General features: G+C 71.0%; 20 protein-coding genes. 8 read left to right on the top strand and 12 right to left on the bottom strand.

Annotated elements, in window-relative coordinates; genetic code table 11:
- Positions 1-3: 3 nt before the first annotated feature.
- From rpsC to rpsL, 12 genes are all read right to left on the bottom strand, one after another.
- Positions 4-840 (bottom strand): 30S ribosomal protein S3, encoded by an 837-nt coding sequence (rpsC, locus tag MZC64_RS03225; RefSeq protein WP_185000432.1) that lies wholly within the window; start codon positions 838-840, stop codon positions 4-6.
- Positions 840-1256 carry a 50S ribosomal protein L22 gene (gene rplV, locus MZC64_RS03220; protein ID WP_185000434.1) on the bottom strand — a complete coding sequence of 139 codons (417 nt, stop codon included), beginning with the start codon at positions 1254-1256 and terminating at the stop codon, positions 840-842. The genes rpsC and rplV overlap by 1 nt, the downstream gene beginning before the upstream one ends.
- Before the next feature lie 41 nt (positions 1257-1297).
- Positions 1298-1579: a 30S ribosomal protein S19 gene (gene rpsS / locus MZC64_RS03215; RefSeq protein WP_086785072.1), complete on the bottom strand. Its 282-nt coding sequence runs from the start codon at positions 1577-1579 to the stop codon at positions 1298-1300.
- Positions 1580-1597: 18 nt separating this feature from the next.
- On the bottom strand, positions 1598-2431 hold the full coding sequence (rplB, locus tag MZC64_RS03210) for a 50S ribosomal protein L2 (RefSeq protein WP_247755555.1): 834 nt from the start codon (positions 2429-2431) through the stop codon (positions 1598-1600).
- Positions 2432-2452: 21 nt separating this feature from the next.
- Positions 2453-2752, bottom strand: coding sequence for a 50S ribosomal protein L23 (gene rplW, locus MZC64_RS03205; RefSeq protein WP_185000438.1), 300 nt, complete (start codon positions 2750-2752; stop codon positions 2453-2455).
- Positions 2749-3441 carry a 50S ribosomal protein L4 gene (gene rplD / locus MZC64_RS03200; protein ID WP_185000440.1) on the bottom strand — a complete coding sequence of 231 codons (693 nt, stop codon included), beginning with the start codon at positions 3439-3441 and terminating at the stop codon, positions 2749-2751. The genes rplW and rplD overlap by 4 nt, the downstream gene beginning before the upstream one ends.
- Entirely contained in the window at positions 3441-4091 is a 651-nt protein-coding gene (gene rplC / locus MZC64_RS03195) for a 50S ribosomal protein L3 (protein ID WP_185000442.1), read from the bottom strand. Before rplC ends, rplD begins: the two co-directional genes overlap by 1 nt.
- Positions 4092-4139: 48 nt before the next feature.
- Positions 4140-4445, bottom strand: a complete 306-nt coding sequence (rpsJ, locus tag MZC64_RS03190; protein WP_003938093.1) for a 30S ribosomal protein S10 — start codon at positions 4443-4445, stop codon at positions 4140-4142.
- 397 nt (positions 4446-4842) lie between these two features.
- Positions 4843-6036 carry an elongation factor Tu gene (gene tuf / locus MZC64_RS03185; RefSeq protein WP_185000444.1) on the bottom strand — a complete coding sequence of 398 codons (1194 nt, stop codon included), beginning with the start codon at positions 6034-6036 and terminating at the stop codon, positions 4843-4845.
- A 179-nt stretch (positions 6037-6215) separates the two neighbouring features.
- Entirely contained in the window at positions 6216-8315 is a 2100-nt protein-coding gene (fusA, locus tag MZC64_RS03180; protein WP_247755554.1) for an elongation factor G, read from the bottom strand.
- Positions 8316-8404: 89 nt separating this feature from the next.
- Entirely contained in the window at positions 8405-8875 is a 471-nt protein-coding gene (gene rpsG, locus MZC64_RS03175; RefSeq protein ID WP_185000447.1) for a 30S ribosomal protein S7, read from the bottom strand.
- On the bottom strand, positions 8875-9249 hold the full coding sequence (gene rpsL / locus MZC64_RS03170; protein WP_086785056.1) for a 30S ribosomal protein S12: 375 nt from the start codon (positions 9247-9249) through the stop codon (positions 8875-8877). Before rpsL ends, rpsG begins: the two co-directional genes overlap by 1 nt.
- Positions 9250-9657: 408 nt before the next feature.
- Between rpsL and MZC64_RS03165 the strand changes: the two genes are divergently transcribed.
- From MZC64_RS03165 to MZC64_RS03125, 8 genes are read left to right on the top strand one after another with little or no spacing between them, the layout of a single operon-like run.
- Positions 9658-10176, top strand: coding sequence for a YbaB/EbfC family nucleoid-associated protein (locus MZC64_RS03165; protein WP_247755553.1), 519 nt, complete (start codon positions 9658-9660; stop codon positions 10174-10176).
- On the top strand, positions 10176-10493 hold the full coding sequence (locus MZC64_RS03160) for a WXG100 family type VII secretion target (RefSeq protein WP_247755552.1): 318 nt from the start codon (positions 10176-10178) through the stop codon (positions 10491-10493). The genes MZC64_RS03165 and MZC64_RS03160 overlap by 1 nt, the downstream gene beginning before the upstream one ends.
- A gap of 44 nt (positions 10494-10537) precedes the next feature.
- Positions 10538-18340: a hypothetical protein gene (locus MZC64_RS47550; protein WP_282104632.1), complete on the top strand. Its 7803-nt coding sequence runs from the start codon at positions 10538-10540 to the stop codon at positions 18338-18340.
- On the top strand, positions 18337-18636 hold the full coding sequence (locus MZC64_RS03145; RefSeq protein ID WP_247755551.1) for a hypothetical protein: 300 nt from the start codon (positions 18337-18339) through the stop codon (positions 18634-18636). The genes MZC64_RS47550 and MZC64_RS03145 overlap by 4 nt, the downstream gene beginning before the upstream one ends.
- A 43-nt stretch (positions 18637-18679) precedes the next feature.
- The gene (locus tag MZC64_RS03140) at positions 18680-19564 is read left to right on the top strand and encodes a nucleoside hydrolase (protein WP_247755550.1); all 885 of its coding nucleotides are present in this window, start codon (positions 18680-18682) and stop codon (positions 19562-19564) included.
- A gap of 2 nt (positions 19565-19566) precedes the next feature.
- The gene (locus tag MZC64_RS03135; protein ID WP_247755549.1) at positions 19567-20547 is read left to right on the top strand and encodes a type VII secretion system-associated protein; all 981 of its coding nucleotides are present in this window, start codon (positions 19567-19569) and stop codon (positions 20545-20547) included.
- A gap of 4 nt (positions 20548-20551) precedes the next feature.
- Entirely contained in the window at positions 20552-22576 is a 2025-nt protein-coding gene (locus MZC64_RS03130; RefSeq protein ID WP_247755548.1) for a TNT domain-containing protein, read from the top strand.
- Entirely contained in the window at positions 22573-23688 is a 1116-nt protein-coding gene (locus MZC64_RS03125) for an ADP-ribosylglycohydrolase family protein (protein WP_247755547.1), read from the top strand. Before MZC64_RS03130 ends, MZC64_RS03125 begins: the two co-directional genes overlap by 4 nt.
- The last annotated feature ends 47 nt before the right edge of the window (positions 23689-23735 follow it).

Here is a 23735-nt window from a genome sequence, read left to right as displayed (position 1 = left end):
GACTCAGCCCTCCGTCTTCTCAGCCGCGCTGTTGCCAGCCTCGGCCGCGGCGGGGGTGGTGTCGACCGGCTCGGTCGCGGCCTCAGCCGCGGCGCGCCCGGCCTCGGTGCTGGTCGGCGTGGTGCCCGAGGCGCCGGAGCGACGACGGCTCGGACGCTCGCGCCGCGGGGCGCGGTTGTCCGGTGCCGCGGCGGCGACTGCCTCGCGACGGCCGCCGATGATGTCACCCTTGTAGATCCACACCTTCACGCCGATCCGGCCGAAGGTGGTGCGCGCCTCGTAGAGGCCGTAGTCGATGTCCGCGCGCAGCGTGTGCAGCGGGACGCGACCCTCGCGGTAGAACTCCGAGCGCGACATCTCGGCACCGCCGAGGCGGCCACCGCACTGCACCCGGATGCCCTTGACCTGCGGCGAGCGCATGGCGGACTGGATGCCCTTGCGCATCGCGCGCCGGAAGGACACGCGGTTGGACAGCTGCTCGGCGACCATCTGGGCGACCAGCTGGGCGTCCGACTCGGGGTTCTTGACCTCGAGGATGTTCAGCTGGACCTGCTTCTTGGTGAGCTTCTCCAGCGCACCGCGAATACGGTCGGCCTCAGCGCCACGGCGTCCGATGACGATGCCGGGACGAGCGGTGTGGATGTCGACGCGAACCCGGTCACGGGTGCGCTCGATCTCCACCTTCGAGATACCGGCACGCTCCATGCCGCGGGCGAACATCTTGCGGATCTTGACATCCTCCGCGACGTACTCCGCGTACTGCTTGTCTGCGTACCAGCGGGACTTCCAGTCGGTGGTGATCCCCAGCCGGAAGCCGTGCGGGTTGATTTTCTGGCCCACTACCGGCCACTCCCCTTCACGCTGGACTTACGAGCCTTGCTGACCACCTTCGGACGGGACTCCACCTCGACGGTGATGTGGCTGGACCGCTTGAGGATCCGGAACGTGCGCCCCTGGGCGCGCGGCTGGATCCGCTTCATGGTCGGGCCCTCGTCAACGAACGCCGCGCTCACCCAGAGGGTGTCGGGGTCGAGTTCGAGGTTGTTCTCGGCGTTGGCCATGGCACTGGCGAGCACCTTCGCCACCGGACCGCTTGCGGCCTGCGGCGCGAACTGGAGCACGGCCAGGGCGTCCTGGGCGTTACGGCCCTTGATCAGCTCGACCACGCGACGCACCTTCATGGGCGTCATGCGGACGTAGCGGGCCCGCGCCACTGCGCGCGGAAGCTGCTCCACGCCTGCGGCATCGTTACCCATTGCTGTTACCCCTTGCTCTTTGTTCGTGTCACTGGCCGCGGTCAGCGGCGACGCGACTTCCGGTCATCCTTGATGTGGCCCTTGAAGGTGCGGGTAGGGGCGAATTCGCCCAGCTTGTGCCCGACCATGGACTCGGTGACGAACACCGGGACGTGCTTGCGGCCGTCGTGCACCGCGATGGTGTGACCCAGCATGTCCGGGATGATCGTGCTACGACGGGACCACGTCTTGATCACCGTCTTCTTGTTGCCCTCGTTCTGCGCGTCCACCTTCTTGAGCAGGTGGTCGTCAACGAAGGGGCCCTTCTTCAGGCTGCGAGGCATCCTTCACTCCCTTCCTGCTCAGCGCTTCTTACCGGTGCGACGACGCCGGACGATGAGCTGGTCGCTTGCCTTGCGGCGGCGGGTCCGGCCTTCGGGCTTACCAGCGGGGTTCACCGGGTGGCGACCACCGGAGGTCTTGCCTTCACCACCACCGTGCGGGTGGTCGACCGGGTTCATGGCCACACCACGGACGGTCGGGCGCTTGCCCTTCCAGCGCATGCGGCCTGCCTTGCCCCAGTTGATGTTCTGGTGCTCGGCGTTGCCCACCTCGCCGACGGTGGCGCGGCAGCGCACGTCGACATTGCGGATTTCGCCCGAAGGCATCCGCAGCTGGGCGTACGGACCGTCCTTGGCCACCAGCTGAACGCTGGCGCCCGCGGAACGGGCGATCTTGGCGCCGCCACCCGGTCGCAGCTCGATCGCGTGGATCACGGTGCCGACCGGGATGTTGCGCAGCGGCAGGTTGTTGCCCGGCTTGATGTCGGCCTTCGGGCCGTTCTCAATCGGGTCGCCCTGGCGCAGGTTGTTCGGCGCGATGATGTAGCGCTTCTCGCCGTCCACGTAGTGCAGCAGCGCGATGCGTGCGGTGCGGTTGGGGTCGTACTCGATGTGCGCGACCTTGGCCGGCACGCCGTCCTTGTCCGCCCGGCGGAAGTCGATCAGCCGGTAAGCACGCTTGTGACCGCCGCCCTTGTGCCGCGTGGTGATCTTGCCGTGCGCGTTACGGCCGCCATGGCCGTGCAGCGGGCGGATCAGCGACTTTTCCGGGGTGGAACGAGTGATCTCGGCGAAGTCCGAGACGCTCGAGCCACGACGACCCGGGGTCGTAGGCTTGTATTTGCGGATGCCCATCTCTAACGCGTCCTCAATCCCTTAGGCGGCCGGGCCGCCGAAGATCTCGATGGCCTTGCTCTCGGCGGACAGCGTCACAATCGCGCGCTTGGTGTCCTTGCGCTTGCCATACCCGGTGCGGGTCCGCTTGCGCTTGCCCTGGCGGTTGATCGTGTTCACCGACACGACCTTCACACCGAAGACCTTCTCGACAGCAATCTTGATCTCGGTCTTGTTGGCGTCGGGAGACACGATGAAGGTGTACTTACCCTCTTCGAGCAGCCCGTAGCTCTTCTCCGAGATCACCGGAGCGAGCAGGATGTCGCGGTAATCGGGGATCACTTGTCACCCTCCTCTGCGACAACCTCGCTGGCGCGAGCGCTGGCCTTGACCGAGTGGCCCGAGGTCGGACCGGCGATGTAGAGCGCCAGTGCGTCCCTGGTGAACACCACGTCGTCGTTGACGAGCACGTCGTAGGTGTTCAGCTGGTCCTGCACGAGCACGTGCACGTTGTCCAGGTTGCGCAGGCTGACCCAGGTCAGCTCGTCCGCGCGAGTCACCACGACAAGCGTGCGCTTGCCGGTGCTGATGGACTCGATGATGCGGCGAGCGCCCTTGGTCGACGGGGTGTCACCCTCGACCAGGGAGGTCAGCACGTGCAGCCGGCCGTTGCGCACCCGGTCGGAGAGGGCGCCACGAAGAGCGGCGACCTTCATCTTCTTGGGCGTCCGCTGCGAGTAGTCCCGCGGCTTCGGGCCGTGCGAGACGCCACCACCGGAGAACTGCGGCGACCGGGTCGAACCCTGACGGGCGCGGCCGGTGCCCTTCTGCCGGTACGGCTTCTTGCCACCGCCGGAGACCTCGGCACGCGTCTTGGTGCTGTGCGTGCCCTGCCGCTTGGCGGCCAGCTGCGCGATCACGACCTGGTGCATCAGCGGGATGTTCGCCTGAACGTCGAACAGCTCCGCGGGCAGCTCGATGGTGCCGTCGGTCTTGCCGTCCGGAGTCCGGACGTCAACGCTCGTGGTCATCACGCACCACCCTTCGCGGCCGTCTTGACCAGCACCAGTCCACCCTTGGGGCCGGGAACGGCGCCCTTGATGAGCAGCAGGCCGGCCTCGGCCTCGATGCGGTGCACGGTCAGGTTCTGGGTGGTCACGCGAGCGCTGCCCATCCGGCCGGCCATGCGCACGCCCTTGAACACGCGACCCGGGGTGGCGCAGCCACCGATCGAGCCGGGCGAGCGGTGCTTGGCCTGAGTGCCGTGGGAAGCGCCGAGGCCAGCGAAGCCGTGCCGCTTCATGACACCCGCGTAGCCCTTGCCCTTGCTGGTGCCGACCACGTCGACCACGGCGCCGGCCTCGAACAGCTCAGCGGTGATCTCCTGGCCGACCTCGTACTCGGCGGCGTCCTGGGTGCGCACCTCGACCAGGTGGCGGCGCGGAGTCACGCCGGCCTTGCTGAAGTGGCCGCTCTCCGGCTTGTTGACCTTGCGAGGGTCAATCGCGCCGAATGCCAGCTGGACGGCCGAGTAGCCGTCATTCTCCTGCGTACGGACCTGAGTCACCACGCACGGCCCGGCCTTCACGACGGTAACCGGAACGATCCGGTTGTTCTCGTCGAAGACCTGGGTCATACCGAGCTTGGTGCCCAGAATCCCCTTGATCTGCCTGTCAGACATGGGTCTCGTTACTTCCTCGCCCCAAAAATCGAACGGTGCGTCCGGCTATTACTGGATGTTGACGTCGACGCTCGCCGGCAGGTCGATGCGCATGAGCGCGTCCACCGTCTTCGGCGTGGGGTCGAGGATGTCGATCAGACGCTTGTGGGTGCGCATCTCGAAGTGCTCCCGCGAGTCCTTGTACTTGTGCGGGGAGCGGATGACGCAGTAGACGTTTTTCTCCGTGGGCAGCGGCACCGGCCCGACCACGCGAGCGCCGGTGCGCGTCACGGTTTCCACGATCTTGCGTGCGGACGCGTCGATCGCCTCGTGGTCGTAGGCCTTGAGCCGGATGCGGATCTTTTGTCCCGCCATGGTGGCTTGCCGTTCCTCTTCTCGTACCGCTGCGGTGCTGGCCAGCTGTGCCTTGGCCCGCTCTGGGGTCTCGGCCGCGCCAGGCGCCGCCTCTGTTGAGATGTCACGGTTCCCGGTCCACGCGGTCGGGCGTGTCGCGCCGCGAGGCACAGACCGGTCCCACTGACTTGAACCTGTGGGATGGGCCCTGACGGGCCCGGGTCCTACTGTCCTGGCTACGTACGCAAAGCAGCTAAGCCTCACGAACGCGGGACTACTCGTGGTGGGGCGGCCAGACGATTTACCCTTGCCTGGCCGCCCCAACGAGCAACCCGTACAGAATGCCACACCGAGGTATGGCGATCCAAATCGGGGCCGTGACGGGGAGAGGCAGCTCACGCCACCTCTCCCCCGGACATCACTTGATGATCTTGGTAACCTGGCCGGCGCCGACGGTCCGGCCACCCTCGCGGATGGCGAAGCGCAGGCCCTCCTCCATGGCGATCGGCTGGATCAGCGCGACCGTCATGGAGGTGTTGTCGCCCGGCATGACCATCTCGGTGCCCTCGGGGAGGGTCACCACGCCGGTCACGTCCGTGGTCCGGAAGTAGAACTGCGGACGGTAGTTGTTGAAGAACGGCGTGTGCCGGCCACCCTCGTCCTTGGACAGGATGTAGGAGGTCGCCTCGAACTCGGTGTGCGGGGTGACCGAACCCGGCTTGCAGATGACCTGGCCGCGCTCGACGTCCTCGCGCTTGATGCCGCGGACGAGCAGACCGACGTTGTCACCGGCCTGGCCCTGGTCCAGCAGCTTGCGGAACATCTCGACACCGGTGACGGTGGTCTTCGCCGACTTCTCCTTGATGCCGACGATCTCCACCTCCTCGTTGACGTTGACGACGCCACGCTCAACACGACCGGTCACCACGGTGCCGCGGCCGGTGATGGTGAAGACGTCCTCGACGGGCATGAGGAACGGCTTGTCGATCTCGCGCTCCGGCTGCGGGATGGACTCGTCCACCGCGTCCATGAGCCCGATGAGCTTCTCGCCCCACTCCTTGTCGCCCTCCAGCGCCTTCAGCGCGGAGACGCGGACCACGGGGAGGTCGTCGCCCGGGAACTCGTACTCGGAGAGCAGCTCGCGCACCTCGAGCTCAACGAGCTCCAGGATCTCCTCGTCGTCCACCATGTCGGCCTTGTTCAGGGCGACCACGATGTACGGCACACCGACCTGGCGGGCCAGCAGCACGTGCTCCTTGGTCTGCGGCATCGGGCCGTCAGTCGCGGCCACCACCAGGATCGCGCCGTCCATCTGCGCGGCACCGGTGATCATGTTCTTGATGTAGTCCGCGTGACCCGGGCAGTCCACGTGCGCGTAGTGGCGCTTCTCGGTCTGGTACTCGATGTGCGCGATCGAGATGGTGATACCGCGCTGCTTCTCCTCCGGCGCCTTGTCGATCTGGTCGAACGGCGTGAAGGGGTTCAGGTCCGGGTACTTGTCGTGCAGAACCTTCGAGATGGCCGCGGTCAGCGTGGTCTTCCCGTGGTCAATGTGACCGATGGTTCCGATGTTGACGTGCGGCTTCGTCCGCTCGAACTTCGCCTTCGCCACTGGATTGTCCTCCTGGACTTCTTGTCTTGCCGCCGTGCCAACTGATCGTGGTCGGTCCGGCGATATCAGGGCCGGAGTGCGGACCCTGGGGAAGGCTCCCCGTTTTTGGCCCGCACGGGACGTGCGGTTCCGGCTGGAGCCCGCCCGGCCTCAGATCGAGGCCGGGCCGGCTCCCGGGGTCATTCCCCCGTCGCCTTCGCGATGATCTCCTTCGCCACGTTCTGCGGAACCTCGGCGTAGGAGTCGAACTGCATCGAGTAGTTGGCGCGACCCTGCGTCTTGGAACGCAGGTCGCTCACGTACCCGAACATCTCCGACAGCGGCACCAGCGCGTTGACCACGCGGACACCACTGCGCTCGCCCATGGACTGGATCTGCCCACGGCGGGAGTTCAGGTCGCCGATGACCTCACCCATGTAGTCCTCAGGGGTGGTCACCTCGACCGCCATGACCGGCTCAAGCAGCGCGGGGCTGGCCTGACGGGCAGCCTCCTTCAGCGCGATGGAGCCCGCCACCTTGAACGCCATTTCCGAGGAGTCGACCTCGTGGTAGGCGCCGTCCGTCAGGGTCACCTTCACACCGACGAGCGGGTAGCCCGCGAGCACGCCGTACTGCATGGCGTCCTGCGCGCCCTGGTCCACCGACGGGATGTACTCCCGCGGGATGCGACCACCGGTGACCTTGTTGTCGAACTCGTACATCGCGCCCTCGGAGGTGTCCAGGGGTTCGATGTTGATGATGACCTTGGCGAACTGGCCAGAGCCACCGGTCTGCTTCTTGTGCGTGTACGAGTACTTCTCCACCTTGCGGCGGATGGTCTCGCGGTAGGCGACCTGCGGCTTGCCGACGTTCGCCTCGACCTTGAAGTCGCTCTTCATCCGGTTGACCAGCACCTCGAGGTGCAGCTCACCCATGCCGGAGATGGTCGTCTGACCGGTCTCCTCGTCGAGCTTGACCTGGAAGGTCGGGTCTTCCTCGGCGAGCTTCTGGATCGCGATGCCCAGCTTTTCCTGGTCAGCCTTGGTCTTCGGCTCGATGGCGACCTTGATGACCGGGTCCGGGAAGGTCATCGACTCAAGGACGATCGGCTTCTGCGGGTCGGCCAGCGTGTCGCCGGTGGTGGTCTCCTTGAGACCGGTCACGGCGTAGATGTGGCCAACCGCGGCGTCGTCGACCGGGTTTTCCTTGTTCGCGTGCATCTGGAAGAGCTTGCCCAGACGCTCCTTGCGGTCCTTGGTCGCGTTGATGAGCTGCGCGCCCGCGGCCACCTTGCCCGAGTACACCCGGATGTAGGTCAGCTTGCCGAAGAACGGGTGCGTCATGATCTTGAACGCGAGCGCCGCGAACGGCTCGGAGGCGTCCGCGTTACGGACCGCCTCGGTGACGCCGTCCTGCAGCGTGCCCTTGACCGACGGCACGTCGAGCGGGGTCGGCAGGTAGTCCACCACCGCGTCCAGCATCGGCTGCACGCCCTTGTTCTTGAAGGCGGAGCCACACAGGACCGGGTAGGCCTGGCTGTTGATGGTGATGTGCCGGATGCCGGCCTTGATCTCCTCCACGGTGAACTCGCCACCGTCGAGGTACTTCTCCATCAACGCGTCATCGGTCTCGGCGACGGCCTCGACCAGCGCGAGGCGGTACTCCGCGGCGCGCTCGACCAGGTCGGCCGGGATCTCCTCGACCGCGTAGTCCTCACCCTTCTTGGTGTCGCCACGCCAGGTGAGGGCCTTCATCTGAACGAGGTCGACCACACCCTCGAACTCGCTCTCGGAGCCGATCGGCAGCTGGATGACCAGCGGCTTGGCGCCGAGACGCTCGATGATGGTCTTGACGGTGAAGTAGAAGTCCGCACCGAGCTTGTCCATCTTGTTGACGAAGCAGACACGGGGCACGTCGTACTTGTCGGCCTGGCGCCACACAGTCTCGGACTGGGGCTCGACGCCTTCCTTGCCGTCGAAGACCGCGACGGCGCCGTCCAGGACGCGCAGCGACCGCTCCACCTCGACGGTGAAGTCGACGTGACCCGGCGTGTCGATGATGTTGATCTGGTGGTCGTTCCAGAAGCAGGTGGTCGCGGCGGAGGTGATCGTGATGCCGCGCTTCTGCTCCTCCTCCATCCAGTCCATCGTCGCCGCACCGTCGTGCACTTCACCGATCTTGTAGTTCTCACCGGTGTAGTACAGGACGCGCTCGGTCGTGGTGGTCTTGCCCGCGTCGATGTGGGCCATGATCCCGATGTTGCGGACCTTGGCCAGGTCAGTCAGCACGTCGCGTGCCACGGGTCTTCCTCGTTTCCTGATTGCGTGAGGCGCGCGTTGTCAAGCGCGGGAAGGCGGATGGCGCCGAGTAGGCCCCATCCGCCACGTCATCACCAGCGGTAGTGCGCGAAGGCCTTGTTGGACTCGGCCATCTTGTGCGTGTCCTCGCGGCGCTTGACGCTCGCCCCGAGACCGTTGCTGGCGTCGAGCAGCTCGTTCATCAGGCGCTCGACCATGGTCTTCTCGCGGCGCTGGCGGGAGAAGCTCACCAGCCAGCGGAGCGCGAGAGTGGTGCTCCGGCCGGGCTTGACCTCGATCGGAACCTGGTAGGTGGCGCCACCCACCCGACGGCTCTTGACCTCGATCGTCGGCTTCACGTTGTCGAGCGCGCGCTTGAGCGTGACAACCGGGTCGGCGCTGTTCTTCTCGCGGGCGCCCTCGAGCGCCTTGTACACGATCTTCTCCGCGACCGACCGCTTGCCGTCGACAAGCACCTTGTTGATCAGCTGGGTGACCAGGGGGGAGCTGTAGACCGGGTCGGAGATCAGCGGCCGCTTGGGGGCAGGACCCTTGCGAGGCATTAGCTCTTCTCCTTCTTCGCGCCGTACCGGCTGCGAGCCTGCTTACGGTTCTTCACGCCCTGCGTGTCGAGCGAACCGCGCACGATCTTGTAGCGAACGCCGGGGAGGTCCTTCACACGACCGCCGCGCACGAGCACCATCGAGTGCTCCTGCAGGTTGTGGCCCTCACCAGGGATGTACGCCGTGACCTCGATCTGGCTGGACAGCTTGACGCGAGCGACCTTGCGCAGCGCCGAGTTCGGCTTCTTCGGGGTAGTGGTGTAGACGCGGGTGCACACACCGCGCCGCTGCGGGCTCCCCTTGAGCGCCGCGGTCTTGGTCTTCGTGACCTTGTCCTGCCGGCCCTTGCGGACCAGTTGCTGGATCGTGGGCATGGACCGTCTTTCTCTGTTCGCCTCTGATGTGTCCGGGGTTCTGCGGGGCTCCTCCGTAACCCGAGGTCGGGCGTGTCGCCCGATACCGCGCCCCATTTCCACCTGAGACGTCCCACTGGGATTGGGAGGATTCCGCGCGTGTCACCTGGAAGTCAGCCCGGCTGCGACACACGGGCTGCGCCTCTCAGGCACGCGGAGCGGCCCGACGCAAGTCGGGCACGAGTAGCAAAGATACCTGGCGTCCACCGGGAGGGTCAAAACGGGGGCCGCCCCGGCTGTGGATACTCCCCGCGCAGGTGGTGACGGGTGTGGATGGGATGGATCAGCGCACACCGTAACCGGCTTCACGGTAGCTTCCCTGTGACCACGCGGCCCACCCGCGCCAGGCCCGACCCCGGGAGCACCCGCATGTTCGACTTCGACGCCGAGAACGCCGAGCTGGAGTCGCGCAACGCCCAGCTGCGCGATCGCGTCGACGACATGATGCGTGACCTGCGGGAGAAGACCGACAACCTGCGCGAGGCGCAGGCCAGGATGGCCGCCGTGGTGGGCGAGGCCAGCTCACCCGATGGTGTGGTGACCGCCACGGTCGGGGCCAACGGCGTGCTGAACAAACTCACCCTCTCCGCGCGGGCGTTCGAGCGGGTCACCCCGGAGAGCCTGGCCCGGACCATCACCGGCGTGGTGCGCGAGGCCGCGGCCAGGGCGCAGGAGCAGATCCAGGAGGAGCTGGCCCCGCTGGCCACCGAGGACGAGCCCATGATCGACCTGCCGGACCTGCTGCCCGGCGCCCCCTCGCTGGCCGATCTGCTCCGGATCCCGCCGGTGGAAGAAGTGACGGAGAACACGAAACCGGCGCACCGCCGTCCAGAGTCCGAGGAGGACGAGGAGGGCTACGGCTCGGTGTTCCGGAAGGACGGTTGGTGATGTCGGGCAAGACAAGGCAGAACGCCGACGGCATCCGTGCCGGGGCGGGCAGGCTCGGCCGGGTCGGCGACGACCTGGCCAAGGCGGCCACCGCGCTGCAGTCCTCGCTCACCGGTGAAGGACCGTGCTGGGGCAACGACGAGTCCGGCCAGGCCTTCAGCAAGGACTACGTGCCCGCCGCGGACGCGGTGAGCAAGGGCATCGCCGATGTCGCCCAGGGCCTGATCAACGTGGCCAAGGGGCTCAACGACCAGGCGACCACCATGGAGCAGGCCGACACCGGCAACGCGGCCGAGCTGAAGGCAAGCGGCAGTTGAGCAGGGGCGCGCGCCGCTAGCGGCGGGATGGGGAGCACAGGCTCGTGGGAATCGAACTGCCCGGCTGGTTGCAGTGGCTGGCGCCGATCGTGGTGGGGTCGGAGTGGCCGGAAGGTGACGAGACCGCGCTGATGCGGCTCAGCCAGAGCTGGGAGAAGGCGTCGGGGGACGTCGAGACCGCGCTGCGCAACGCCGAGAACGCCGTCCGTGAGGCCCGCGCGAACATGGAGGGCGAGGCCGCCCAGAAGTTCGACGAGTTCTGGAAGAAGATCGCCCAGGGCGGCGAGGGTGCCCTGCCCAAGTTGCAGGAGCTGACCAAGACGCTCAGCTCGGCCTGCAAGAACTGCGCGTTGCAAGTCGAGTACGCGAAGTTGTCGATCATCGCGGCGCTGATCCTGCTGGCCGCGCAGATCGCGGCGATGATCGCGGCCGCCTTCGTCAGCTTCGGCGCGAGCACCGCGGGCATCCCGGTCGCCCAGATGGCCACCAGGGTGGTCGTGCAGGGCATCTTCCGCAGGCTGATCCAGACCATCATGCAGCGCTTCGGCACCAACCTGCTGCGCCGGCTGGTGATCAACGTGGGTGTCGAGGTGGCCGCGGGTGTGGCCATCGACGCCGGCGTGCAGCTGATCCAGATGGCCAAGGGCAGCCGCGACTCCTGGGACACCAGCCTGACCCTGGACGCGGCCAAGTCCGGCGCGATCTCCGGCCTGGTCGGCGGCGCGGTCAGCGGCGGCATGGGCAAGGCCTTCGGTGACGGCATCGGCGACGGCATCGGCAAGACCATGGGTAAGAACGCCCTGGAGGAGGGCGTCACCGGGGCGGTGTCGGCCGCCGCCGAGGGCGTCATGAGCGGCAACTTCAACCTCAAGGACGTCGCACTCGGCGGCACCTCGGGCGCGGCCTCCGGCGCGGTCGGCGGCGCCAAGGAGAACTTCGACGCCCGCAGCATGGCCAACCTGGCCTCGCTGGACACCAACCTGGGCAACGTCGGCGGCACCGGCGACGGCGGCGGCCGCTCGGCGCCGCCCGCCGCGCCACCGGCTCCGGACCTCTCGAGTGGGTCTTCTCACTCCGGCGGCTCCGCCGATTCCGGCAGCGCGCACACCGGCGGTCCGGGCGGCTCGGGCGCCGGCTCGGGCAGCACCGGCGGTCCGGGTGGTTCCGGTGGCGGTTCGGGCGGCTCGCACAGCGGTGGTTCGGGCAGTGGCGGGTCGGGCGGCGGTTCCGGCGACGGACCGGCGCCCCGCGGCAACCAGGACAGCACCGCGACCTCCGGCGTCGCCCCGCCGGAGGCCCCGCAGGTGCGCCCGCAGGCCGACGGCCCTCCGCAGGGCCAGCCACAGCAGGGCCCGGCGCAGCAGCAACAGCAACAGCAGTTCGGCCCGTCCGGCCAGCAGCAACAGGGCGCCCCGCCGCCCGGCGGTCAGCCACCGGCAGGCGGTGGCGGCGCACCCGCGCCGCGCGCGCCGATGGGTGGTGCGCCGCCGATGGGTGGTGGCGGCGGCCCGGTCGGCGGTGGACCGAGCCACAGCCCGGCGGGCGGCTCGACGCCGGCCGGGGCCGGGCCCGCGCACACACCGGGCGGCAGCTCCACGCCGAACACGGGTGGGCCGACGCCCGGCGGTAGCTCGCCGACCAGCCCCACCACCAGCAGCCCCGCACCGGGCGGCCCCACTCCGGGCAGCCCCGCACCGGGCGGCCCGACCCCGGGCGGCACCGGTCCGGCGCACGGCCCCGCGGGCGGTCCGCCGCCGGGCACGCCCGGTGGTCAGCCCAGCACGCCCGGCGGCCACCCCGGCACGCCTCCGCCCGGACAGCAGCCGCACGGCGGCCAGCCCGCCGGGCAGCCCCAGCAGACGCCGGGACAGCAGCCGGTCGGCGGGCAGCCGCGCGCCGGGTTCGGCCCTGGTTTCGGGCCCGGCTTCGGCCCCGGCGCCGGTGGCCCGCTGCCGGGCGGTGGTCCTGTGCCGCATCACGGCTCGCCGCCGCCCGCGTCGATGCCGCACCACCAGCAGGCTCCCCCGCCGCCGATGCCGATGCGCGCGGACGGCTCCCCCGCCATGACCCCGGACGTGGCGCTGGTGTCCACGCCCACGCCGGTGGACACCTCCGGCGGTCAGCAGCAGCCGGGGCACCGGCCAGCCGGTCCGCCGCAGCACGGTCCGGTCACCCAGCCCGAGGCGCCGCCCGCCCGGCCTGCCCCGGCCGCGGCCGCGCCGCCGCCCGCGCCGCGGCAGCCCGCGCCACTGCCCGAGCACCTGGCCGGGCTGGAGCCCAACATCCGGCGCTCGGACGCGGGCATCGTGCTGGACACCTTCGACCACAAGTTCCCCGCGCAGTCCAGCGCGGGCATGCGGGTAGCGCCCGACCCCGGCCGGTTCACCGTGGACATGCACGGCGCGGCCGACCGGGTGCGGGTCGGCGACCAGCGCCTCTCCGCCAAGGACCTGGCCGACATCATCCGGGCCAACCCGGACTGGGACGGCGAGCAGCCGATCCGGCTGATCTCCTGCCAGACCGGCCGCAACGACGACGGCTTCGCCGCCCAGCTCGCCCAGGAACTCGGCGTGGACGTGCTCGCGCCGACCAAGGACGCCTGGATCGACGCTGACGGCAACGTCTTCGCCAGCAGCGCCCACCTGGACGGCCGCGGCCAGGACTTCCGGCCGGGCTGGCCGCCCAACGGCGAGTGGGCCACCTTCCGCCCGGACGGCACCAGCACCGCGCACAACCAGTCCCACCCGCCTGGCCACACCCCGACCTGGGGCAGCGATCTGCCCGAGCGCGGACCGCGCGATGTGTGGCGGCGCGGCGAGCACGAGCCGCCGGACTCCTCCATGGATCCGCGGCGATTCCAGCCGCCGCAACCACATTCGGCCGCCCCGCCGGGCACCCCGCCCGCGTCCCCGACCCCATCTGTCCACAGTGGACAGTCCGAGTCGCGGCCGCCGCGCACGGGCGAAGCGCAGCGTCCGGCCGCGGCCGCCACGCCGCAGCAGCGGGTGCACGCGACAGTGGACCCACCTGCCGCTCGTGATCTGTCCACTTCGGACAGTCCGGCCGAGCAGACCGGCCCGCTGCCAACGGAATCCGGTCCGAGCGATCGCGGTACTGAGTCCACTGTGGACTTCCCGCGGGATCCGGACTACCTCGCCAACCCGGACCAGCGGGCCACCGAGGCCGATCTCGCGCACATGCAGAACTCGCCCTATGTGCAGTCGGGCGCCTTCGCCGAGGACCTCGCGACGCTGGAGGACGTGCTCCGCCGCAGGCCCGAGGTCGCGGCGGCGCTGGAGGGTGTGCCGAGGGAGCACCTGGCGGCGCTGGTCGGCTACGCGATGTCGCAGTCCGCGGACATCAACACCGCCCTGCGCACCAGCGATCCGGCCGGGCTCGCCGAGCGGGACGGGCAGATCCGCCTGATCGCCTCGGTGCTCAACGAGTTCCCCCGGCACGAGGGCACGGTCAACCGGGCGATCTACCTGCCGGACGCCGTCGACCTCGACGCCGCGCTGGACCGCTACGCCCCTGGCTCGACGGTCACCGAACGCAGCTTCACCTCCTCCGCCGCGGTGGAGGGACGCAAGCTCAAGGGCAACCTGAAGTTCGTCATCGAGTCGGTGTCCGGCCGGGACATCTCCTCGATCGCGCCGCGCAACGAGTCCGAGGTGCTGTTCCCGCCGGGGACCAGCTTCGAGATCACCGGCAGGCACCAGGACGCCAGCGGCACCTGGGTGATCGAGATGCGCGAGGTGCCGACGCCGCGCCTGCCCGACGGCAGCCTGGCCGACCCGCCGCTGAGCACGACGGAACGGCCTGCCCGCGCGCTCAGCACCGATCTGGGCGGCGGCGACCCGGTACCGGCGCCGGTGTCCCGGCTGGACGCCATGTCCAGGCTGGACAACCCGCCACCGCCACCCGCCCCGCCGGTGCGTCAGGACCCGCCGCCACCGCCGCAGGCCCCGCCCGCGCAGGGTCTGCCGGACCGCAGGCCCGACCAGCAGCAGGTGGACCCGAACGCGGCGACCCCGCCGCGCGGTCTGCCCCGGCAGGGCGAGCCGGGCCCGGTCCGCACCCCCGAACCACCGGCCCGGCCGGTGGACCCGAACGCGCCCACCCCACCGCAGGGCCTGCCCCGGCAGCAGCCGGGCGGGTTCCCGCCGGTGCGCGGCCCGCAGGACCTGCCGCCCGGGCCCGGCACCAGGCCGCAGGCGGATCCGGCGCTGGGCCAGCACCGGCCGCTGCCGGAGGCGGGCCCTGGCCGGCCGCAGTTCGACCCGGCCGCCGGTCAGCCGAACCGGCCGGGGCAGTTCCCGCCGCCCGGCCGAGGGCCGGATCCGGCCGCGGGCACCCAGCCCGGCAGGCCGCCGCAGGACGTGCCGCCCGGCCGGATTCCGCAGGACCCGAACCAGTTCCCGCCGCAGGGCAGGCCCCAGTTCGACCCTGGGCAGCAGTTCGACCCGTCCCGCGGCCGCACCCAGCCGAACCTGCCCGCCGCCGACTTCCAGGGCAGGCCGCCCCGGGTGGAACCACCGCCGGGTGGCGGTCGTCCGCCGCAGTTCGGCCAGGGCCAGCCGCCGATGGGCGCGCCGGTGCGCCGCCCCACCGGGCCGATGCCGCCACCGCCACCGCGGGGCTTCCCGCCGGGTGGGCCGAACCCGATGGGCGGCCGTCCCAGCGGCCCGAACCCGATGCCACCGCCCGGTGGCCGGCCGATGCGGCCAGCACCCGGACCGCGCTGGAACGGGCCGCCGCCCGGCGCCCCGCTGCGCCCGGCGCCCGCGCCGGAACCCGCCACCCCGCGGGACCCGCGGACCACCTGGGGTCAGACCGACGGCGTGCGCTTCGGTCCGACCGGTTCGGCCTTCCCCGAGGCGCAGACCCGGCCCGAACAGGCCCGGCCGGTCGAGTCCACCGCGGACTTCCGCAAGCGGATGGACGACCTGGAACTGCGCTACGAGAACGGCGAGGTGCTCGCCACCGGTGAGCACGTCGAACTCAACCGGCACCGCGCGGAGATGGAACAGCTCAAGGCCGAGCGCATGCGGGCCAACGAACAGCGCAGGCTGGGCGTCTCGCCGATGCCCGACCCCGGGCGCGGCCGGCCACTGGGCGAGCGACTCGGGCTGGACGACAACGATCCGCGGTCGGGACTGCGGCCGGGCGACCTCAGCCGGATGTACGCCACCCCGGCTGGCATGTCGGTCTTCCCGGACGCCGAGGGCGCGCACCGGGCCAGTGCCGCGCAGGTGCGGCCGGATCCGCACAGCTTCACCGTGGACCTGCACGGCTCGCCGAACGGGGTGATGTTCGGCGGCCACAACGGCGGCCGGGTCGACCCGCACACGCTGGCCTCGGTGATCAGGGCCAACCCGGACTGGGCGGCCAACCCGCGGCCGGTCCGGCTGCTGGCCTGCCAGACCGATCCGCACTTCGCCGCGCAGCTGGCCGCCGCACTCGGCCAGCCGGTGACCGCCAGCCGGTCCGACGTGTGGGTGGACAACAGCGGCAACGTCTTCGCCAGCAACACCACGGTCGACAACGGCATCCGCCGCCCAGGCTGGCCGCCCAACGGCGAGTGGGTCACGATCAACCCGGACGGCTCGCTCGCCCGGGTGCACGGGCCCTACCCGCCCGGCCCCGCGCCCACCTGGGGACCGCACCAGCCGGACTTCGCGCCGGAAGCGCACCAGCGCGGCGCGGAGGGTCCGCCGACCGGCGACAGCCCGGTGCCGCCGGACAGCCCGGCCGATCCGGGCGGCACCACCGACGACCCGGCGGTGCCCGGTCAGCAGGTCACCTTCGACGACGGGACGCCGTACCAGACCCAGTTCGCGGACAACCAGCTCGACGCCTCGACCGGATTCCCGGCCAACCTGGACCAGATCCTGGCCAACGCGGGGGTCTCCCGCGCGGACTTCGACCGGATGCGCGCGCAGTCCATCGAGGACTTCGTGGGCAACGACGCCGATATCCAGGCGATGACCCGGATCCGCGAGCAGGTGCAGGCCCAGCCGGGCGAGATGCTGCAGCGGGCGCTGACCGCGGAGGCGGCGGCGAACCTGCTCGGCAACTCCTGGGTGCCGGGACCGCCGTTCACCGACGACGGCGGCCGGTTCGGCAGGCCGGACCAGACCAGGGGCTTCACCGCCCGGTACGCCGACGTGGCACACCTGCAGACGCCGAGCCAGGTCATCGAGGGCCTGCGGCTGGACTACACCGACAACGGCTATATCGACCGCAACGGCAGGCCGCCGTACGACTTCGGCGACGAGTTCGTGGCCACGCTGCGCTTCCCGTTCGACCCTGGCTCGGTCAACCTCGGCCCGAACCACACCGGCGCGGTGACCCCGGATCAGGCGATGCCGATCGCCTACGGCAACCACGACGCGGCCGATCCGTTCCCGATGGGCGGCAACGGTCGCAGCAACCCGGCCCCGTTCGCCGGGCACGGGTTCACCGCGAGCCAGGACAACCCGGTGCCGGAGTTCGAGCTGCACCCGCACCGGTTCGACCAGGCCGAGATCTGGCTGACCGACCGCGCGGGCAACTCGGTGCTGCTGGGGGCCTACGACCCGAATCTGGACAACGGGGCTGGCAACCCGCCGGGCGGCTGGCGGCTGACCGATGACGGCCAGACCTACACCGGCGACCAGCAGCAGCGCGCCGCCGATCACGCGGCAGCCAAGGCCGCCGCGGCGGCAGCCAGCGCCAAGCCGGACAGCGGTGGGCCGGACACCGACCCGCCCGCCGCGGCGGCTCCGGCCGGACCGCCGCCGAGCGATCCGCCACCGCCAGCGCCCGCCGCGGCGGGCACCAGCGGTGGCCGGACCGAGCCACGGGACACCGTCCCGGCGGAGGCAGCCTCGGCCGGGACCGTGCCAGGCGAGACCGTGCAGGTCCCGCCCGACCAGTCGACGATGAACTTCGCCGCCGACCAGCCGACCGACGCCGTCCCGGACCAGGGCGACGAGGCGGCCGGGCCCAGGGACGAATCCCGCACGCTCGACCTCACCCCACCGGCCGAGGACTCCCCCGCGGACGCGGCCACGCCGCAGGCCGAGGGCCTGCCTGGCGCGGGCGCGGAGTTCCGGATGGACCCGGCCGAGGAGGGGCTCAGTGAGGCCGAGCGGGAACTCCGGTCCCGGCACGCCATCGGGTACGAGGAGTTCGGCGACACGAACCACGTGAACCCGGCCTTCGAGGTCTACTTCGACAACGACACCTCGGCGATGTACAAGCCCGCCGACGGCGTCCCCGAGGGGCTCCGGGAGGGCATCCCGCACACCGAGCTGGCCGAGCGAGAGGTTGCTGCTTCCCGGGTGGACGAGCTGCTCGGGTTCGGGCTGGTGCCGACCACCACGATGGTGACCGGTCCACTCGGCGACGGCTCACTCCAGGACTTCGTGGACGCCTTGCCCGGCCGGGCGGCCGGGGACTACCCCCTGGTCCAGCAGGAGCGGCTGGCGGTGCTCGACTACATCGCGGGCAACACCGACCGGCACCGCGGCAACTACCTGACCGACCGCGACGGCAACCTGGTCGCGATCGACCACAGGTACTCCTTCCCGGAGTCCCCCGATCCCGACTACGGAATCCGCTCCGACTTCACCGCTGCCCTGTTCCAGCTGCCGCTGAGCCCGGAGGTGCTGACCCAGGTGCGTGCGATCGAACCGGACGCGTTGCGGGCGGTGCTGCACCGGATGGGCCTGAGCGAGGACAGCGTCGAGGGCGCGGCGGGCAGGCTGGTCGAAGTCCAGGCGCACGGCATGATCAACGGCGAGGCGTGGCCGGGGCGGTTGCAGAACGCCGGGCTGCTGACGGTGCGGGGGTCGAGGCCGTGAGCGCTGACAGGACGCCGAGCCGGATTGCACTGCACATGCGGGCGCCCCGGGGCTGGACGAGGGTCGCCGAGTCCCTGTTGCTGGCCGACGGTTCGGTCGGGCTGACCGTGCTGGACGCCGAGCACGGCGAGATCGCCCGGCACTTCCACACCAACGGCGTCGACCTGCACGCCGAGCGCCGGATGGTGCGGCCCGACGAGCCCGCGGCCTACCTGGGCGCGCTGCTGAACCAGCCGAACCTGAGCTACTACCGCTTCACCGACGAGAGCGACACGCCGGAAGCCTCCGCGCCCTGACCGGGGGAACACGCTGAGGTGGTCCAAGCACGGAGGAGGTGACATGGGCCAGCACACCGCGACACCCGTCCTGCCCGTGGTCATCGACACCGACGCGGGCGGCGACCCGGACGACGCGCTGGCGCTGGTGGCCGCGGCCGGCCTGCCCGAGCTGGCGCTGGTGCTCACCGGCGACGAGCTGCCCGGCGGCTACCGGGCCCGGTTCGTCCGGCTGCTGCTGGACCTGCTCGGCCGCCCCGAGGTGCCGGTGGTGGCCGGCCGCGATCTCGGCAACACCCGGCTGAACTGCGTGCGCGACCTGGTGCCCGGCACCGTCCCTGCCCAGTCCGGCGACGTGCTCGCCGCGGTCGAGGCGGTCTGCGCGGGCCCGGTGCGCTGGGTGGGCCTCGGTCCGATGTCCAACCTCGCCGACGTGCTCACCGCCCGCCCCGGCCTAGCCGAGCGGATCCGGCTGACCCAGATGGGCGGCGCGCTGCACTACCGCGATCCGAGCCGGGCCGAGCACAACATCCGGGTGGATCCGGCCGCCGCGCACACCGTGCTGGCCAGGGCGCACCGGCCGCGGCTGGTGCTCTCCGACACCACGTTCACCCCCGAGCTGGAGATCCGGGTCGCCTCGGCCACCCACCGGCGGCTGGCCGATCCGGCCGCGCCAGCCTGGGCCGGGCTGCTCGCCGCGCACCTGGCACAGTGGTTCACCGACTTCCACCCCGGCACCATCCAGCACGACGCGCTCACCCTGTCCGCGGCGCTGGAACTGCCCTTCGTCGGCTTCACCGCCGAGCGGGTGGCGCTGGACGGACTCGGCCGGATGAGCCGGTCCGAACAGGGCACGCCGGTCGAGCTGAGTGGCCCCGCCGACCACCGCGCCTTCCTGGACTGGCTGCACCGGCTGCTGGACCCGGCGAGCAGGGCGGAGGTGGCCTGAGCGTGCTGCACACCATCGAGATCGCCGCCTTCCGGGCGGACACCGTCTTCCTGGACGCCGGGACCACCCAGGCCAGGGCGGAGTACCAGCGCGGGCAGGACGAGGACGCCCTGGTCCGCGTGCACGGCCCGTGGGGAATCGGCGAGGCGCGGGCGCACGATGTGTACGAGGCGCTGCTGCGGGTGCGCCGGGAGCTGGAGGAGCTGGGCTGGTTCCTCGCGGTGAACGGGGCCCGGCGGGACGTGGTCTGCCTCGGGCAGACCCGCAACTGGTCCGGCGGCACCGAGGTGCACCGGCCGGACACCGAGACGACGACCACGCTCGCCCTGTTCGGCCCGGCCGATCCGGCGCTGGTCGGTACGGTGGCCGAGCAGGAGGAGCTGACCAGGGAGCACAGCCCGGCAGCCGACGAGCCACCGGAGATCACCGAGGAGATGCGTGCGGTCGCCAGGCACCAGCCGAACAGCTGGATGTACTCGATCGACGCGGAGTTCGACCCCAGCAGCGTGGTGCCGCCGTGGGGCGTGCGCGGGGGCTACCGGGTGGACGAGCACGGGCACTTCGGCGAGTACGTGCCCAACCCCGGCTACCGGCCGGGCCCGCAGGCGCTGGGCTGGCCGCGGCCGACCAACCAGCTCGAACGCGATCTGGAGCTGGCGTTGAGCGGCTACGGACCACGGGAGACCGCGTTGCGCACCCTGCTCGACTGGGAACTGACCATGGCCGAGTACCCGGACCACCCCGGCGAGCTGTTCCTGTCCGAGGAGGCCGGTGGATCGGTGCTGGACGCGTGCACCTCGCCGGAGCGGCGGCCCGAGACGTGGACGAGTTGCCAGGCGGCCCAGGGCAAGGCGCTGCTCGGCTTCGGCGGAGTGCGGCTCCGCCTCAACGCGGGAGTGACCGGCGCGCTGTCGGCCACCATCCCGCTGCAGGACCTGATCGACTTCGCCGCAGGCGAGCAGCCCGTTCCAGGGGAGAACTGAGCACATGATCATCAATCAGCACCCGCACAACGGCGCCTGGGCGTACTGGCAGGACCAGCTCTTCCAGTACCGGTCCCAGCCTGGCAAGCCCGCCTACCTGGTGGCGCCGCCCGGGGTGGTCCCGACCGGTGACTTCGAGCAGTCCGGCGAGACCTTCCTCAAGCAGACCGGCCCCGGCGAGGCCGAATCGATCTTCACCAGCCAGGCATACGGCTTCGTCGGCGACGAGCCGTACGAGGTGACCTACGACGTCGAGGGGCTGGCCCCCGGCCTGGCCAGGGTGGTCTGGCCGCAGCAGGGCGGGCTCACCCAGGAGCAGGTGGCGCAGCGCGGCCTGCAGACCTACGACCGGCTCACCTTCGGCGGCGAGAAGCCGCTGGCCGAGGTCAGCAAGGTGATCCAGGTCCGCGGCACCCAGGTGCGCTCCCGGCCCGGCCTGGACGGGTTCCCCGCCCCGGCTGACGTGGGCCCGGCCACCCTCGACGAACCGGACTTCGCCGCGGTGCTCGGCGGCCTCGCCACCGAGGCGCTGGGCGGCCTCGCCGCCGCGGTGGCCGCGACCGCGCCCGAGGGCTGGCAGGGCGCCGGGATCCTCGCCCGCGCGCTCGGCGGCAGGCTTGAGCTGACCACGGTGGTCACCCTGGCCGACGGCCAGGAGTACTACTGGGCGCCGCCGCCACAGATCGGCCAGTGGGTGCACCGACTGCGCCTGGCCACCTACCGGCCGGAGACCGGCGCCTGGTTCACCGCCGACTTCAGGCTGGTGCCCGGCGGCGAGCCCACCATCGAGTTCGACTTCCAGACCGCGCCGGACTGGGCACTGGACTTCGCCGCCGGCGAAGCCGCGCTGACCGAGCTGGCCATCCTGCCCCGCTCGGCCGCGGCCACCCCGCCCTGGCTGTTCCAGCAGGCGTGGCAGGCCTACCAGGACCTGATCCACCACGACCGGATCCGCACCCAGCAGGCCGTGCAGCAGGGCGAGAACGCCAAGCCGGTGCCGCAGCCCGAGCTGGCGCTGGCCCGGTTGTTCGACAAGGTCGCCGAGGGCGAGCCGCCGGTGGCCTACCGCACCCGGCTCAGCCACACCGAATGGCTCGCGGTGCAGACCTACCTGCAGGCCGCCCCGGTGGTGCTGTCCTCCCGCGGTTACGCGCCCGACCTGCTGCACCCCGAGCAGGAAAGCCTGGTGCCGATGGCCTACCACACCGACGGGGTGTGGGTCTGGAGCGCGGCGCTGGCCTACTACCTGCGCGAACACGATGTGGTGCCGCCGCTGGAACTGCTCGACCACCTCCGCGGCCAGGACTACCGACCGCCGGTCGCCCTGCCCAAGCGGGTGCTCCAGCGGGCCACCTCCCTGGTGATGGACATGCCGGAGACCCATCCCGGCGCCAAGGACGACTGGGAGCGCGCGGTGTTCTCCGTGCGGGACTTCGCCATCCGGTTCAGCATCAGCCGCCGCTACCTCAGCTTCGGCGACTACGCCGACCAGGCGTGGTGCCTGTTCCGCGAGGCGGACGAGCGGTTCACCGTGTTCTGGTGGTGGGCCGACGACAAGCGCCGGGAGCTGGAGGCCCGCTTCGACGACGTGTCCCAGGCGGCCACCTACCTGATCGGCCAGCTCTACCTGAACTACCCGAACCTGCAGCGGGCCGACGACGAACCGCTGCTGCCGGAGGAGTCGCCGATCCAGGCGATGGGCAACGACCCGGCGATCTCACGCTACGACGAGATCGACTCGGTGATCGTGCCCGAGGGCCACCAGGTCGAGCGGTACGGCCCACCGGATGGCAACACCCTCTTCGACGCGGGCACCGGCTTCGAACGGACCACGCTGCCGCCGGAGTTCGCCCAGGGCCCCTACGGCCGGTTCCGGCTGGTCGGCGACTGGAAGATCATCGGCGCCCGCACCCGGCCGAGCGAGACCCAGCCAGGCGGCGCCCGGGTGTACCTGCTGCCGCAGCCGCTGTCGGACTACCTGGCCCGCGGCCTGCTGGTGGAGATCCCGCCAGGGGAGGTGCGGCAGTGAGCACGCCCGTGCGCCCGGCCGAGACCGGCATGCCGCTGGACCGCAAGTTCGGTCTGGCCAAGGACCGGCTGATCGGCTGCTACGTCGGCCAGGCCATCGGCGGCTCGATCGGCGCCGGGGTGCGGACCCTGGACCGGGCCGAGCTGTCCACGGCCGAGGGCGCGGCCTGGCCGGAGGAATATCCCCCGGTCTTCGGCGGCCACGGGCTGATCACCGGCGAGACCCAGGTGTCGCTGTTCGTGCTGGACGCGATCCTGCGCGCGGGCATCCGGCGCAGGCGCACCGGGGTCGCCGATCCACTCGGCGAGGTCCGGCTGGGCCTGCGCCGCTGGCTGCAGACCCAGGAACCGCGGCTGGACGGCCCGGCCGACGGCTGGTGGCCGACCCGGCCCGGGCTGGCGGCCAAGCGCTGGCCGGACCACAGCACGCTGACCCTGGTGCGCGCGGACACCCTCGGCACGCCCGAGCAGCCGGTCAACGACTCCCGCTCGGCCACCGTGCTGCCCAGGGCCGCCGCCGCGGCGCTGTGGAGCGCGGACCCGAAGCAGGTGTTCGACCTGGGCGCGCGGATCGCCGCGCTGACCCACGGCCACCCGATCGCCTGGCTGTCCGCCGGCGCCTACGCGGTCCTGGTGCACACCTTCCTGCGCGGGCTCAGCAACCCGTCCAGGGCCGTCTACGCGGCGCTGGACGAACTCGCCGGGCATCCCGGCCACGAGCCGGTCAGCGCGGCCCTGTCCGAGGCGCTGCGGCGCTTCGACGACGGGGACGGCGAACAGGTCACCGCGACCCAGGTGGCCGCCCTCGGCGCAGGCTGGGACGCGCACGAGGCGCTGGCGATGGCGGTGCACGCGGCCTTCTCCAGCCCGCGCTTCGACCTGGTGCTGGGCTGCGCGGTGGGTCACCCCGGCAACACCGGCACCGTGGGCTCGCTCGCGGCCAGCCTGCTGACCTCGGTCTACACCTTCACCTCGGTGGTCCCGGTGCCGCTGATGCGCGAGCTGGAACTGGGTGAGGAGATCGCCACCCTGGCCGATGGCGCGGCCACCGAGTTCGGCCCGGAGCCGTTCACCGGCTCGGACTGGTTCACCAACTTCCCGATCAAGGACTGACCCCGGCAACGGGAAAGGCCCCGCCAACCGGATTCCGGTGGCGGGGC

The organism is Crossiella sp. S99.2, from assembly GCF_023094165.1.
GTDB lineage: Bacteria > Actinomycetota > Actinomycetes > Mycobacteriales > Pseudonocardiaceae > Crossiella.
This window is presented reverse-complemented; position numbering and strand designations above follow the sequence as displayed.

Coding starts and splice junctions, on each gene's coding strand:
- rplD (WP_185000440.1), bottom strand. CDS start 3,441: ATGACCACGAGCGTTGACGTCCGGACTCCGGACGGCAAGACCGACGGC.
- MZC64_RS03165 (WP_247755553.1), top strand. CDS start 9,658: ATGTTCGACTTCGACGCCGAGAACGCCGAGCTGGAGTCGCGCAACGCC.
- rpsG (WP_185000447.1), bottom strand. CDS start 8,875: ATGCCTCGCAAGGGTCCTGCCCCCAAGCGGCCGCTGATCTCCGACCCG.
- MZC64_RS03140 (WP_247755550.1), top strand. CDS start 18,680: ATGGGCCAGCACACCGCGACACCCGTCCTGCCCGTGGTCATCGACACC.
- rpsS (WP_086785072.1), bottom strand. CDS start 1,579: ATGCCTCGCAGCCTGAAGAAGGGCCCCTTCGTTGACGACCACCTGCTC.
- rplB (WP_247755555.1), bottom strand. CDS start 2,431: ATGGGCATCCGCAAATACAAGCCTACGACCCCGGGTCGTCGTGGCTCG.
- MZC64_RS03130 (WP_247755548.1), top strand. CDS start 20,552: ATGATCATCAATCAGCACCCGCACAACGGCGCCTGGGCGTACTGGCAG.
- rpsJ (WP_003938093.1), bottom strand. CDS start 4,445: ATGGCGGGACAAAAGATCCGCATCCGGCTCAAGGCCTACGACCACGAG.
- rpsL (WP_086785056.1), bottom strand. CDS start 9,249: ATGCCCACGATCCAGCAACTGGTCCGCAAGGGCCGGCAGGACAAGGTC.
- rplV (WP_185000434.1), bottom strand. CDS start 1,256: ATGGGTAACGATGCCGCAGGCGTGGAGCAGCTTCCGCGCGCAGTGGCG.
- rplC (WP_185000442.1), bottom strand. CDS start 4,091: ATGTCTGACAGGCAGATCAAGGGGATTCTGGGCACCAAGCTCGGTATG.
- MZC64_RS03160 (WP_247755552.1), top strand. CDS start 10,176: ATGTCGGGCAAGACAAGGCAGAACGCCGACGGCATCCGTGCCGGGGCG.